This is a genomic window from Haloarcula marina (assembly GCF_024218775.1).
GTDB classification, from domain to species: Archaea; Halobacteriota; Halobacteria; order Halobacteriales; family Haloarculaceae; genus Haloarcula; species Haloarcula marina.
In genome coordinates this window covers 1,781,427-1,795,154 of sequence record NZ_CP100404.1, presented here as the reverse complement: position 1 = coordinate 1,795,154, position 13,728 = coordinate 1,781,427, and the positions used below count along the sequence as shown (strand labels likewise).

The window sequence follows — 13,728 nt, the reverse complement described above, 5'->3', positions numbered from 1 at the left end:
ACAGCAGTTCTTGGTGGGACGGGTCTTAAAGCTTCATTGCGCGTCAGACGCTGGTTTCAGCGGTCCGTCCCTCGTATCCTCGGTGGTCGACCGGAAAATTCTGCTACGGGAACACACGGGAGGCTTTTCAGCAGAGAATCCGTACCGTCGAGCGATGCCGGAGGTCACAGCGACCGTCGACGTGTCAGCGCCGCCAACCGTCGTCTGGGCAGTCCTGACCGACGTGGCCGCGTACCCGCAGTGGAACACGCTCCTCTCGGTCGACGGCGAGTACGCCGTCGGCGAACGCGTCTCGGCGCGGCTCTCGGTCCCCGGACTGCCGACCGTCTCTTTCGCCCCGGAAATCACGGTCGTCGACCCGAGGCGCGAACTCCGCTGGCGCTCCTCGCTGTTCGGCCACGACGCCGAACACAGTTTCCGCTTGGACGAACTCGCCGACGGGGGCACCCGCTTCGTCCAACACGAAGTCATCGACGGCCCGTTGGCAGGTCCGGTCGTCGGCGCGATGGAACGCCGGATACGCCGCGGGTTCGAACAGATGAACGTCGGCCTGCGGCGGCGGGCCGCCGAACTCGCTCGCGCCGAGTCCGGTCGTGTACGCCCATAGCACATCGACAGAGCGGTTAAGCGGAACGGTGGCGTACGTGGGGCCATGAACGAAACGAACGAATCAGACGAGCGAGAGGCGATTCGAGCGGCCAAACGAGAGCGACTCCTCGACGAATCGGGGAAGCCAACGACCCCCGTTCACGTCGAGAGTCCGGTCCATTTCGAGGAGATCGTGGCCGACGAGGAGGTGGTCCTCGTGGACTTCTACGCCGACTGGTGTGGCCCGTGTAAGATGCTGGAACCCACGATGGAGACGCTCGCCGCCGATACCGACGCCGTCGTCGCCAAGGTGGACGTGGACGCCCTCCAGTCGCTGGCCCAGCGGCACAACGTGCAGGGAGTTCCGACGCTGTTGCTGTACGTCGACGGCGAGGTGGCAGAACGGCGCGTCGGCGTCCAAGACGAGGGCACCCTTCGAACGCTCGTCGAGCAGGCCGCGAACTGATTCGCGTCGGCAGTCGAACCGATAACACGCCGAGGGCGGGGTTCCGAAAGAGATTTTATTCCGCTATCTCACCACCACAGATATGTGGGGGATTTCAGACAGACGACAGAAGCTCGCGGTGGTGTTCGGTATCGTCGTCGTGGACTTACTCGGATGGGGTATCGTCGTGCCGATACTGCCGCTGTACGCACAGCACTTCGGAGCGTCGGAGTTCGTGGCTGGCCTCCTGTTCACGTCCTACGCGGGCGCACAGTTCGTGTTCGCGCCGTTGCTGGGTCGTCTGAGCGACCAGTACGGGCGGCGGCCCGTCCTGTTGGTCTCAGTGGCCGGGAGCGTCGTCGCGTGGACGTTGTTCGGTCTGTCTTCCGTCTTCGGCGGCTTGCTACTCCTGTTCGCCTCGCGGATTCTCGCGGGTGTGATGGGTGGCAACATCGCCGCGGCGCAGGCCTACATCGCCGACATCATGCCACCGGAGAAACGGGCGAAAGGACTCGGTCTCATCGGCGCTGCCTTCGGCGTGGGCTTCCTCTTCGGCCCCAGCATCGGCGCAGTCACCTCCTCGCCAGCGGTGGTCGATGCCGTCGGCGGCCTCAGCGTGATTCCCGCGTTCGTGCCGATTAACGAGTTCTCGCTCCCGGGATTCGTCGCCGCGGTACTCAGTCTCGTGAACCTCCTTGTGGGCATCGTCATCCTTCCAGAGACGAACACGGGCCAGAACGAGAGTGGGGCGGAGACGACGCCCGAGACGGGCCGCCTGGCGGCTATCCGTCAGGCCCTCGGGACGCCGGTGCTGGGCGGCCTGCTGGTCGCCTATCTGCTCGTCTGGTTCGCGTTCGCCTCGCTGGAGTCGCAGTTCGTGCTCTTTACCGGCGACATCTACGGGTACGGAACGGCCACGAACGGCTACTTGTTCACGTACCTGGCGCTCGTCGCGACGGTCGTACAAGCGACCCTCGTCGGCCCGCTCAGCGACCGCGTCGGCGTCCGTCGGTTGGCGGCGCTCTGTCTCGCCGTGTTGGCCTGTTCGTTCGTCGCACTCCCGTTCAGTCGGACTATCGCGACCGTCACGCCGTCGCTGGCGGTTCCTCTCGTCGGGACGACGTTGTCGGCCGACCTCGTGGCACTTGGGGGCGTCCTCACTCCGATAGCAGCCAGTTACGGCCTGTCGAGCATCCTCTTGGAGACGCTCATCTCGGGCTATACTGACGAGGGCGCACAGGGCGGGATGTTCGGCGTCGTCCAGAGCACGAACGGTCTCTCCCGGACACTCGGCCCGGGAATCGCCGGTGGCCTGTACACCGGTGTCGCGTACTGGGCACCGTTCGTGGCTGGCGGTCTCGCGCTGGTCCCGGCCACCATCGTGCTCCTTCAGAGCGAGGCCGCGGTCGACAGCCACGCCGACGGCGCGACGCCGAGCGACTGACCCGGCTACCGTCGGTCGAGTTCTACGTCGACCGTCCGACGCAACACGTCGTAGGTTTGCTCGTCGAGTGCGTCGGCGACGACTGCGTAGACGCCGCGGAGGTTTCGCTCGCGTGCGAGGCCCATGGTGTGGTCCAGAAACCGAAGTACGCGCTCCTCTCGCGCGTACATCAAGAACACGTTGAGATTGTCGAACATGACCCAGCCACGGTCGGCCTCTAGGCCCTGCATCGCCGTCGAGAGACGCATGCTCAACCCCGTCAAGTCGTCGGGGACGAGGGGGTCACAGGTCCACATCGGGCCGTCGTAGGAAATGTCCGACCCGGAGATGGGGATGTGGCCCACCGAACGCGGGTCCCGGTCGAGTGTCGCGAGTTCGTCTTCGAGGTCCGCCGGGGCCGTCGAAGAGACGACCAGCAGTGAGTCCGCGCCGCTCTGCGGAAGTTCGCTCAACGGTGACTTCAGCGAACCCACGGAGAGAAGCGCCTGCTGGCCCGCTTCCAGTGCTATCGACGGTGCGGCACGCTGGCCGTCCTCGCGAGTCACTGTACGCCCGCCCCACGGTCACCGGTCGACGCGTTCGAATACCTCTGTCCAACCACCACTGCACCCATTTTCGTTCACCCTGTGGCAGCACTAGCGAACGGCCGGTAAATAGACTCTGGTACGTCTCACCGCAACACTCATTTTCGTCCTGCCAACAGTGAACGTATGCCATCGCTGGTCGTCCACTACGCGTTCGTCGGGTTGCTGGCGGCGACGCTACTGGGCGCGGCGTTCGACCGGCGCTCGCTGTTGCTCTCCCTCGTGGTCGTCACCATTCCCGACCTCGACGCGTTCATCGCGCTGTTCTCCCAGTACGGCCACCGGACCGCGACGACGAACCTTGTCATCCCGGCGATTGTCGCGGGGGGCCTCGCGGTGGACCTCTACGTCCGGGATGAGTCGTACATCCGCAGTCGATGGGGGGCGTACGGTGTGCGCGTCGCGTGGTTCTGCGTCCTCGTCTACGCCGTCGGCCACGTCCTGTTCGACGCCGTCGCTGGCGGTGCGAACCTCCTGTGGCCTATCCACGACGAGTTCTACGTCATCCGGGGCAAACTCGAACTGTCGACCCAGCGCGGCATCGTCCAGACGTTCGTCGAGTGGGAGACGGAGGCGGCCGCGAGCGGTGGCAGTGGCGGCGGTGCCAGTCCGTCGCTTCGCTCGCTCGGCAACACGAGTACCGTCCAGATGGACACCGGCGTCGACCCGACGCCGGGGCAGGCCGAACCGGAGAACGTCGACCGTATCTTCCCGGTAGCCCGGGGCGGGTGGCAACTGTTCCTCCTCGTCTTCGGAACGTTGGCGACGGCCGCCCGACTCGTGATGGGGTACGACCTGCCCGAGGAGTGACCCGCTTTCGACTCTTTCATGTAGGCGGTCGCCAACCGGATACGCATGGGATTCGCGGTCCACCGCCGACTCAGTGTCGCCGACTCGGTCACCCTCGTCAACGCCGTCGTCGGGTTCGTCGCCGGGGCCGTCGCCTTCGCCGACCTGGGACTGGCCGCGCGGCTACTGCTTCTGTCGGTCATCGTCGACGCCTTAGACGGCATCGTCGCCCGTAGCGGCGACAGCTCCGAGGTGGGGCCGCTGTTGGACTCGATTACGGACGTCATCTCCTTCGGCGCGACACCGAGCCTCTTCGTCTACGTCCTGTTGACCGGGGCGTTCGGCGACATCACGGGTAGCCCGCCGCTCGTCTACGTCGGCGTCGCCCTCGTCGCCTCGCTGTACGTCGTCTTCTCCATCGTCCGGACGGCGTTTTACTCGACGTACTTCGACGCTCCAGACGAGCGCCCCGGGATGCCGAACTCGCTCGGGGCGATTATCTTGGCGACCGGCTATCTCGCGGGCATCACCGACCCAGTAATCGTCGCCGCCGGAACGGCGCTTCTGGCGGCGGCGCAGGTGTCGCCCTTCGACTACCCAAAGCCCGGTCCCAAAACTGTCGTTCCGATGGGCGTCCTCGTGTTCGCCTCCGTCGTCGCGCCGACGGCGCTCGACAGGGCCGCCCCGCGACTGATGCTCGCCGTGGGACTCCTCTTTTTCGCGCTCGGGCCGCGGTACTATTGGCTCGACTGAACGGTCACAGGTCCGCGGTGTCGAGGAACGACCGGACCGCCTCGTTGAACGCGCCCGGCCGTTCCAGCATGGCGAGGTGGGCGGCCTCGGAAATGCGCTCGAACTCGGCGTTCGGAATCTCCGCTGCCAGTCGCTCGTGGTAGGACAGGGGGGTCAGCGTGTCGTACTCGCCACAGAGCGCCAGCGTCGGGACCGAAATCTCGCCGAGCCGGTCGGCCACGTCGTAGGTGTGGCAGGTGAGGAAGTCCCGGCGGGTGACCCGTTGCCCGGTCGCCCGCATCTGCTCGCGGGACCGTTCCTCGACACCGGGGTCCGCGTCGTGGAACAGGCGGTCCTCGCCGTGAAGGAAGTCGACGGCTCGCTCGAAGTCGGTCGCCAGCCACTCGCGTAGTCCCTCGAACACCGGGAGCGTGGGGCCGGTGCCCGTCAGGACGAGGGCCGACGGCACCCACGCCGTCTCCAGCGCGGTCCACAGGGCCACGGCCCCGCCCAGCGAGTTGCCGACGAGCACATCGGCGTCCGTCGCTCGGGCGACGGCGACCACGTCCGCGGCGTAGGCCGAGAGCGTCTCGGTGCCCGCTCCCGTCTCGATGTCGTCGGATTCGCCGTGCCCGCTCAGGTCCACGGCGGCGGCGGGATGGGTCGGACCACCCGGCGCGTACTGATTGCCCCACACGCGCCCCGTCCCGCCGCTCCCGTGAACGTACAGCGTGGCCGGGCCGTCGCCGTCGTCGACGGCTCTGTACGCGGTCGTCCGACCGTCGTGACCGACTGTCTCCATGCCACGCCGTTCGTGAGCGTAGTGAATAAAAGGGTGTGGCGCGAACGCAGAGGTGTGAACCGCTTTCAAGCAATTACGTCGGTACCCGCCACTGTATAGCGAATTTTAGCGATAGGTTTTTATACTTGTCGCACTTACTCTTGGTTAGCATGAACTCAAACCAACAGTTGTTCGACGAGGCGTCACTCCGCCGGTACGAGTACGAAGACAGCACCGTACTCGCGGCGGACGTGGGGTTCGTCGGCGACGCCTCCGTGGACGTCGTCGACGGCACCGTCATCGTCGTCGCGGGCGACGAGCAGTTCGAGCAGGAGGTGCCTGAATCCGCTGGCGCACGAGCGTTTATCAACAACGGGATTCTCACTATCGAACTGTCAGCAGCGGAGGGAGATAACTGATGAAACTCAACGTCAAACCACTCAAACAGAAGGACGCTGGGCGCGGATTGGCGGCAATCGACCGCGCCGCGATGGACCAGATGGACCTCGAAAACGGCGACTACATCGTCATCGAGGGCAAGCAGGGCAACCGGGCCGTCGCGCGCGTCTGGCCGGGCTACCCGGAGGACCAAGACCGCGGCATCGTCCGCATCGACGGGCAGTTGCGGCAAGAGGCCGGTGTCGGTATCGACGACAGCGTCACCGTCGAGAAGGCCGAAGTGAAACCGGCTACCGCCGTCACCGTCGCGCTTCCCCAGAACCTGCGCGTTCGCGGGAACGTCGGCCCGATGATTCGGAACAACCTGAGCGGACAGGCCGTCACGAAGGGACAGACCGTCCCCGTTAGCTTCGGTCTCGGCCCGCTCTCCTCGATGTCGGGACAGAAGATTCCGCTGAAAATCGCGGACACGAACCCCGGCGGGACCGTCGTCGTCACCGACTCGACGGAGATTCAGGTCAGCGAAAAGCCCGCCGAACAGATTCGCGGCGAGAGTGGCTCGGCCGACCGTGGCTCTCCCGACGTGACCTACGAGGACATCGGCGGCCTCGACAACGAACTCGAACAGGTCCGCGAGATGATCGAGTTGCCGATGCGCCACCCGGAACTGTTCCAGCAACTCGGCATCGAACCGCCGAAGGGCGTCCTCCTGCACGGCCCGCCGGGCACCGGGAAGACCCTGATGGCGAAGGCCGTCGCTAACGAAATCGACGCGCACTTCACCACCATCTCAGGGCCGGAGATCATGTCGAAGTACTACGGCGAGAGCGAGGAGCAACTCCGCGAGGTGTTCGACGAGGCCTCCGAGAACGCCCCCGCAATCGTCTTCATCGACGAAATCGACTCCATCGCCCCCAAGCGCGGCGAGACCCAAGGCGACGTGGAGCGCCGCGTCGTCGCCCAACTGCTCTCGCTGATGGACGGTCTCGAAGAGCGCGGACAGGTCATCGTCATCGGGGCGACCAACCGCGTCGACGCTATCGACCCCGCCCTCCGCCGGGGTGGCCGCTTCGACCGCGAAATCGAAATCGGCGTCCCGGACAAGGAGGGGCGAAAGGAAATCCTGCAGGTCCACACCCGCGGGATGCCCCTCTCCGAGAAAATCAACCTCGACAGCTACGCCGAGAACACCCACGGCTTCGTCGGGGCCGACCTCGCCTCCCTGACCAAGGAGAGTGCGATGAACGCGCTCCGGCGCATCCGCCCGGAACTCGACCTCGAATCCGAGGAGATTGACGCCGAAGTCCTCGAACGTCTGGAGATTACCGACGACGACATGAAGGACGCCATGAAGGGTATCGAACCCTCCGCGCTCCGGGAGGTGTTCGTCGAAGTTCCCGACGTGACGTGGGAGTCCGTTGGCGGCCTCGAAGACACGAAAGAGCGCCTCCGCGAGACCATCCAGTGGCCGCTGGAATACGGCGAGGTGTTCCAGTCGATGGACCTCGAAGCGGCCAAGGGGGTCCTGCTGTACGGCCCGCCCGGCACGGGGAAGACCCTGCTGGCGAAGGCCGTCGCCAACGAGGCCGACTCGAACTTCATCTCGGTGAAGGGGCCGGAACTGCTGAACAAGTTCGTCGGTGAGTCCGAGAAGGGCGTCCGCGAAGTGTTCAGCAAGGCCCGCGAGAACGCCCCGACCGTGGTGTTCTTCGACGAAATCGACTCCATCGCCACCGAACGCGGCGGCGGGCAGACCGACTCCGGCGTCGGTGAGCGCGTCGTCTCGCAACTACTGACGGAACTCGACGGCATCGAGGAGATGGAGGACGTTGTCGTCGTCGCCACGACCAACCGGCCGGACCTCATCGACAGCGCGCTGCTCCGCCCGGGTCGCCTCGACCGGCACGTCCACGTGCCTGTCCCCGACGAAGAGGCGCGCCGCGCAATCTTCGGCGTCCACACGCGCGAGAAACCGCTCGCGGACGGCGTGGACCTCGACAGCCTCGCCCGCCGGACTGAGGGCTACGTCGGCGCAGACATCGAGGCCGTCTGCCGCGAGGCGTCGATGGCCGCGACCCGCGAGTTCATCAACAGCGTGGACCCCGAGGACATCGACGAGTCGGTCGGCAACGTCCGCGTGACGATGGACCACTTCGAGCACGCACTCGGGGAAGTCGGCCCGAGCGTCACCGAAGACACCCGCGAACGCTACGCGGAAATCGAGAAGCGGTTCGACACCGCCGAACCGGACTTCGAAGAGGACAAAGTCAGCCGGACCTTCCAGTAAGGTCGGCCGCGGTTTTTCCGAGCGGTCCCCCCGCGGGCCAGTTATTTAACGACGGCGAGCGCATCGTGTCGCATGGCCGAATCGACGGAAGTCGCCTCCGCACACGCGAGCGAGGGGGAACACGACGAACACGACCACCGGAGTCGGTGGCCCCTCGTCGCGGCCGTCGGGGCCGCCGGACTGTATCTCGGCGCGGGCCTCTTCTTCATCGGTCGGGACCTCGTCCCGACGCTCTTGCCGACGTCACTCGTCGCCGCCGGGGCTATCGGCCTCGTCGTCGGCCTCGCTGGCTGGGCGAACGAGGCGTTCATCGCGGGCTATCGGCAGGCGGCCGGAACTGGAACCCGGGACCTGTACACGAACGCGATGGTTCTGTTCCTCGTGTCCGACGTGGCGACGTTCTCCGCCGGATTCGTCTACTACGCGTTCATCAGGGCTGGCGCGTGGCCGCCGGACCCGCTTCCCGGCCTCCTCGGGTCGCTCGTCGTCGTCAACACGGCGCTGTTGCTCGCCAGTAGCGTCACCATCCACTACGGCCACGAAGCGCTCGAAGATGGCGACCGGCGGAAGTTCCTGGGACTCCTCGGCGCGACGCTACTGCTCGGTGTCGTCTTCCTCGGCGGACAGGCCTACGAGTACTACGAACTCCTCGTCGAGTCCGGATTTACGCTTTCGAGCGGCGTCCTCGGGAGCGCCTTCTTCGGCCTGACGGGTCTGCACGGCCTCCACGTCTCACTGGGGGTCGTCCTCATCGCTATCGCGTTCGGCCGGGCGCTTCGGGGACACTACTCGCCCGAGCGCGACACGGCGATTCGGACCACCTCGCTGTACTGGCACTTCGTCGACGCCGTCTGGATACTCCTCGTGGTCGTCCTGTACGTCGGGTCCGCCGTCTGAGAACGCTTCAGCCGTCAGCCCGCGCTCCGCTCCAACTCGACCAGTTTCCGGTACAAGGGCGGCGTGAGGATGCCGACGAGGCCCAGCGCGATGGCGAACACGCCCAACGGGAACTGGAGCGCCGCGGCGTCGAAACACGGGTTCTCCGAGACGACGGTCACGTAGTGTCGCTGGTCCTCGTAGACGACGATAGAACCGTTGCGGAAGGCATCACCGTTCGGGAAGTCGCCGTCGACGTGGGCTTCGCCGATAGGGTCGTCGAGGGCCTCGGTGAACGCCGTTTGTTCGGCCTCTGAGAGGGCGTCGAACTGGAAGCGGCGAATCTGGGGCGTCACCTCGCCGAAGCGTCGCTCCGTCTCCGCGGGGCCTTCGACGGCGATAGTCGGGTCGCCGCAGTTGCTTATCTCCTGTTGGATGAGCGCGTAGCCACCGGGGACGGCCCCGCCGATGCCCATCGCCACGAGGAGGACGCCGAGGAACGGCGCGACGTACGTGAACAGGATGGACTCCTCTGCCATCTTACTGTCCCCCGCGTGCCCGCCGACGCGAGCGGAGATACTGGAAGGTCACCGTCAGACCGAGGCCATACGCCCAGTGGGCGACGAGGCTGAATCCGAGATACCCCACCAGTGCGAGTCCGGACTGACCGGTGTAGAAGGCGATGGCGAACCCCGAGAAGATGAGCGTCGAGAAGACGAGGCCCGTCTCGAAGAGGAGTCGGCCGGGCAGGTACTCCTGGAACGCGAGGAACAGGAGCGGCCACGTCACCGTCCCGCCGACGAGGAACAGACCGGCCCCGATGAGGGGGTCAGCGGGCAGGCCGACCAACTCGGCGATTTCGCCGAACGAGGCGGGGTCGAGGACGCCGACGACCACGGCCGTCCCGATGCCGCCGGTCATCAGCACCGTGCCGACGAACCCGCCGATGGCCGCCATCGAGGCGTTACGGTAGACGTTTTCGACGACGCTGCCGACGCCACCGAGCAGTCCCAGCGGTTCCAGTTCGGGCGCGTAGGGGCGTCGCGTGCTGTCGGGTTCTGCCGGTTCGAGGTCGTACTTGTCCACCATCCGCTCCTCGAACCACTGCCATTCTCGGGTGAACTGCTGGGTGGCCTTCAGTCCCCAGGGGTCCGTCGTCTGGACCACGTCGCCGCGCCAGTACGAGACGAGCATATTGTAGAGCCACAGCAGCGCGCTCAGACCGATGATGTACGCGCCGACGGTGGCGATTTGCTGGGCGAGTTGGTACTCGACGGGGTAGATGGCCTGACGGCGCGGGAGGCCGAGACCACCGACGACCAGCAGGGTCATGAACGTCACGAACGACCCGAAGACGATGAGCACCGCCTGAAACTTCGCCAGCCGCGTGTCGTACCAGCGGCCGGTGATGAGCGGGTACCAGTAGTAGCTCGCGGCGATCATCAGGAACGGGATGATGCCGACGACGATGAGGTGGAAGTGGCCGACGACGTAGTACGTGCCGTGGTACAGCACGTCGATGGGGACGACGGCGAGGAAGACGCCCGTGACGCCGCCGACGATGAACGTCGAGATGCCGCCCGTACAGAGGATGAAGGGCGCGGACATGTCGATGTCCCCGTCCCACATCGTCGTTATCCAGTTGAACACTTTGATGGCGCTCGGAACGGCGATAGCGATGGAGATAGCCATGAACGACGCCTTCAGCCGCGGGTCGACGCCCGAGACGAACATGTGGTGCGCCCAGACGCCGAACGAGAGGACGCCCAGTCCGAGCGTCGAGTAGACGACGAACTTATACCCGAACAGTTTCCGCCCGACGAACTTCGGGAGGAGCGTGCTCATCAATCCCGAAGCCGGGAGGAAGAGGATGTACACCTCGGGATGGCCCCAGAACCAGAACAGGTGTTGCCAGAGGATGGGGCCGCCCCCGCCCGTCGCGAAGAACGTCGTCCCGAGGTTCCTGTCCAAGAGGAGCATCACGAGGGCGCTTCCCAGGAGGGGGAACGCGAACAGCGCGAGGCCGCTGGTCACGAGCATGTTCCACGAGAAGATGTCCAGATTGGCCCACGTCACGTCCTCCGCGCGCTCGTAGGCGACGGTGGCGATGAAATTGATGGCGCCTACCGTCGTCGCGATACCCGAGAGATGGAGGCCCAACAGGAGCATGTCTATCTGCGGGTTCGGTTGCTGGACTGACAGCGGGGCGTAGAGTGTCCATCCGACGCTGACCTCGCGGACGGTGAGAAAAAAGCGGATGGCGTCTTCGGGGAAGACGAGGCTCAGCACCTGCCCGCCGACCTGCACCAACAGGCCCATCCGAACGAGCAGCAGCGCCGGTGGGAGCAACCAGAAACCGATGGCGTTCACCCGCGGAAACGCCATGTCGTCGGCCCCGATGAGCAGGGGGAGGACGTAGTTGCCGATACCGAAGAACACGGGGAGGACGAAGAAGATGAGCATCGTCAGCCCGTGGGTCGTAAAGAGGGCGTTGTACGTCTCCGGCGTCCAGATGTCCGCGGGCGGGGTGAGCAGTTCCGTGCGGAGCATCATCGCGTCGACGCCGCCCCACAGGCCCGCGACGGTTCCGAAGACGATGTAGAGGATACCGATGTCGCGGTGGTTCGTGGTCGTCAGCCAGCGATAGACCTCCGATTGGAGGCGCCCGATTTCGAACCGTATCTCCTCGCGGGTGGTGTAGCCGCCGTCGCTCTCCGGGCGAACGGTATGACGGCTGTAGAACCAGAGGGCGAGAATCGCAGTCGCAAGCAGGGCCAGTGCGGACCCTTCGACGACGGCCCGATTCATCGTTTCTCGGGGGTTGAGGCCACGACACTCGGCGACGACACGGTGGCGGTAGTCATTGCCAATCACTGGTAGTGCCATTCAAATAAAACTACGCGAGAATCGACACGCATCGGCCCGCAGTCCTTCCGTTGGCCAAATTATATGTGCCAGCCAGCAGAACCGAGTGACAATGCGTCACAGTCGCCGGTTCGCGTGGCTCTGTCTCTTCGCCGCCGGAGTCTGCCTGTTCGCGACGCCCGCCGCCGCCCAGTCGGTCAACCGGGCGGCCATCGACGACCTAAACGAGCAGTTGCTGTACGTCGCGTTACCGTTGACGTTGTTCGTCGAACTGACGCTCGTCTACGCCATCTATCGCTTCCGGAACAACGACCGACCGCGTCCCACCATCGACGACCCCGCGCTGGAGATTACGTGGACGGCGGCGACGGGCGCGATTCTGGTCTTCGTCGGCGTTTCGGCCTTCTTCGTCCTCTCGAACCCCTACATCTCACCGGCCGCGGCCGGGCCGACGGAACCCGGCGGCGAACTCGACGACGACATGGAAATCGAGGTATTGGCCTACCAGTGGGGCTGGGAGTTCCACTACCCCGACGCGAACGTGACTACCCAAACGCGACTGGTCATCCCGCGGGACACCGACGTGCGGTTTTCACTCCGGTCGACGGACGTGATTCACTCCTTTTACGTCCCGCAACTCGGTATCAAACAGGACATCTTCCCCGCACAGACCGCCGTCGCGCGAACGAACGCGACGCAGAACGGGACCTACCGCCTCTACTGCGCAGAGTTGTGCGGGTCGGGTCACAGTCGGATGCACGGCAGTGTCGTCGTCCTGAACCAGTCCGCCTACGATGACTGGGTGGCCGACCAGCGAGACAACGCCACGACGGCGGCACGTGTCGCACCGCCCGCCTGACCGGCCTCCCCGACAGCCTCGCCCGATTGGGTCGCCTATTCGAGGTAGCCGAGTTGCCGGAGGTGTTCGTCCGTGTCTACCTCGCGGTCGCGCTCGGGCGGTTCGAGCGTCGGTTCGAACGTCCCCTCGTCAGTCGCCGTCGTCTCGGCCCACGGGACGCGCCTGACCTCGGGCACGGGGACGGCGTACCGGTGCATGTACATCCCCCACTCGCCGTAGGCGTTGCCGTGGTCGGCGGAGAGGACGACTTTCTCCGCGTCGAGGTTCTCCAAGAGCAGTTCCACCTCGTCTAACACCCACCGGAGGTTGTCCAGATACGCCTCCCATACCTTCTCGTAGTCGCCGCCGTCTTTCAGGTAGTCGAAGGGCTTGCCCTCCCACGGTTCGAGTTCCTCGCGGCCCTCTCGAATCGCTCGCGCCGTGAAGGGGTGGTGTGGCTGTTCGTAGTGGACGACGAGGCGCCCGGGGTCGAACTCCCGGCCGACACTGATAGCTCGTTCGGTGACCGGACGCGGGAGCGTCAGTCCGACCGGCGGCGGGTCGGCGTACTTCCACGGTTGGTCGACGTACAGGAAGTCCTCGTGGTACAGCGTCTGCCAGTTCGTGTTCGAGATGCCGCGGCCGTTCTCGGGGAACTCCCGGTTCTTCATCACTCGCTCGGTGAACGCGTTCGCGGAGACCAGCGCCGTCTGCGCCACTTCGTCCCGGTGGCGCTCGGTGAACGTCTGCGCAATCCACTCGGCCGACGCGGACCCGACCGACCAGATGCTGTCGACGTCGCCGATGAAGTCGTACTCCGGCGCCACTTCTCGGAGCGCGTCCACGCGGCACGTATCGAGGATTACGAGCGCGTCCCACTCCCGTTCGTAGACGTTGGTGCCGACGGGGTAGCGCGAGAGAATAGACATCGCCGTCCCGACGTACTGGTAGTAGGCGCGTTGCAGTAGCGACATGACACGGAAACCTCTGCGAACAAAACGCATTGTTAGACGGAGTATGCGTCACGTAGCCTCTCCCTAGCCCTCTGCGATGTCGGTCACCGACGACGACCGGATGTCACAACCCACATTATCGCCAGC

Annotated in this window: 14 protein-coding genes; 9 read left to right on the top strand and 5 right to left on the bottom strand. The window is 65.4% G+C overall.

The features are described from left to right. Nucleotides 1–154 precede the first annotated feature (154 nt). From NJQ44_RS09305 to NJQ44_RS09295, 3 genes are all read left to right on the top strand, one after another. The gene (locus NJQ44_RS09305; protein WP_254271071.1) at nt 155–607 is read left to right on the top strand and encodes an SRPBCC domain-containing protein; all 453 of its coding nucleotides are present in this window, start codon (nt 155–157) and stop codon (nt 605–607) included. Between the two features lie 45 nt (nt 608–652). Further along, nucleotides 653–1,054, top strand: coding sequence for a thioredoxin (gene trxA, locus NJQ44_RS09300; protein WP_254271070.1), 402 nt, complete (start codon nt 653–655; stop codon nt 1,052–1,054). Nucleotides 1,055–1,136: 82 nt separating this feature from the next. Beyond that, nucleotides 1,137–2,477 carry an MFS transporter gene (locus tag NJQ44_RS09295; protein ID WP_254271069.1) on the top strand — a complete coding sequence of 447 codons (1,341 nt, stop codon included), beginning with the start codon at nt 1,137–1,139 and terminating at the stop codon, nt 2,475–2,477. A 5-nt stretch (nt 2,478–2,482) separates the two neighbouring features. On the opposite strand, the gene NJQ44_RS09290 is transcribed toward NJQ44_RS09295, so the two are convergent. Then, on the bottom strand, nt 2,483–3,022 hold the full coding sequence (locus NJQ44_RS09290) for a DUF7504 family protein (RefSeq protein WP_254271068.1): 540 nt from the start codon (nt 3,020–3,022) through the stop codon (nt 2,483–2,485). Between the two features lie 165 nt (nt 3,023–3,187). Here NJQ44_RS09290 and NJQ44_RS09285 point away from each other — a divergent pair, with 165 nt between their 5' ends. Both NJQ44_RS09285 and NJQ44_RS09280 read left to right on the top strand, forming a co-directional pair. After that, entirely contained in the window at nt 3,188–3,871 is a 684-nt protein-coding gene (locus NJQ44_RS09285) for a hypothetical protein (RefSeq protein WP_254271067.1), read from the top strand. A 45-nt stretch (nt 3,872–3,916) separates the two neighbouring features. Then, a complete protein-coding gene (locus NJQ44_RS09280) occupies nt 3,917–4,603 on the top strand; it encodes a protein sorting system archaetidylserine synthase (RefSeq protein WP_254271066.1) in 687 nt (228 codons plus the stop codon). A gap of 4 nt (nt 4,604–4,607) precedes the next feature. Here the strand turns inward: NJQ44_RS09280 and NJQ44_RS09275 are convergent, their stop codons facing one another. Beyond that, on the bottom strand, nt 4,608–5,384 hold the full coding sequence (locus tag NJQ44_RS09275) for an alpha/beta fold hydrolase (RefSeq protein WP_254271065.1): 777 nt from the start codon (nt 5,382–5,384) through the stop codon (nt 4,608–4,610). Between the two features lie 149 nt (nt 5,385–5,533). On the opposite strand from NJQ44_RS09275, the gene NJQ44_RS09270 reads away from it, so the two are divergent. The 3 genes from NJQ44_RS09270 to NJQ44_RS09260 all read left to right on the top strand — a co-directional run bounded on the left by NJQ44_RS09270 (nt 5,534) and on the right by NJQ44_RS09260 (nt 8,946). Then, nucleotides 5,534–5,782, top strand: coding sequence for a DUF7127 family protein (locus tag NJQ44_RS09270; RefSeq protein ID WP_254271064.1), 249 nt, complete (start codon nt 5,534–5,536; stop codon nt 5,780–5,782). Continuing rightward, complete coding sequence (locus NJQ44_RS09265; protein WP_254271063.1) at nt 5,782–8,049, top strand: CDC48 family AAA ATPase; 2,268 nt, start codon at nt 5,782–5,784, stop codon at nt 8,047–8,049. The genes NJQ44_RS09270 and NJQ44_RS09265 overlap by 1 nt, the downstream gene beginning before the upstream one ends. A gap of 72 nt (nt 8,050–8,121) precedes the next feature. Then, a complete protein-coding gene (locus NJQ44_RS09260) occupies nt 8,122–8,946 on the top strand; it encodes a cytochrome c oxidase subunit 3 (RefSeq protein WP_254271062.1) in 825 nt (274 codons plus the stop codon). 14 nt (nt 8,947–8,960) lie between these two features. Here the strand turns inward: NJQ44_RS09260 and NJQ44_RS09255 are convergent, their stop codons facing one another. Next, a complete protein-coding gene (locus tag NJQ44_RS09255; protein WP_254271061.1) occupies nt 8,961–9,464 on the bottom strand; it encodes a DUF7979 domain-containing protein in 504 nt (167 codons plus the stop codon). A gap of 1 nt (nt 9,465) precedes the next feature. Next, the gene (locus tag NJQ44_RS09250; protein WP_254271060.1) at nt 9,466–11,733 is read right to left on the bottom strand and encodes a DUF6789 family protein; all 2,268 of its coding nucleotides are present in this window, start codon (nt 11,731–11,733) and stop codon (nt 9,466–9,468) included. 169 nt (nt 11,734–11,902) lie between these two features. On the opposite strand from NJQ44_RS09250, the gene coxB reads away from it, so the two are divergent. Beyond that, the gene (gene coxB, locus NJQ44_RS09245; protein ID WP_254271059.1) at nt 11,903–12,649 is read left to right on the top strand and encodes a cytochrome c oxidase subunit II; all 747 of its coding nucleotides are present in this window, start codon (nt 11,903–11,905) and stop codon (nt 12,647–12,649) included. A 35-nt stretch (nt 12,650–12,684) separates the two neighbouring features. On the opposite strand, the gene NJQ44_RS09240 is transcribed toward coxB, so the two are convergent. Further along, nucleotides 12,685–13,602 (bottom strand): alkaline phosphatase family protein, encoded by a 918-nt coding sequence (locus NJQ44_RS09240; protein ID WP_254271058.1) that lies wholly within the window; start codon nt 13,600–13,602, stop codon nt 12,685–12,687. Nucleotides 13,603–13,728 lie beyond the last annotated feature (126 nt).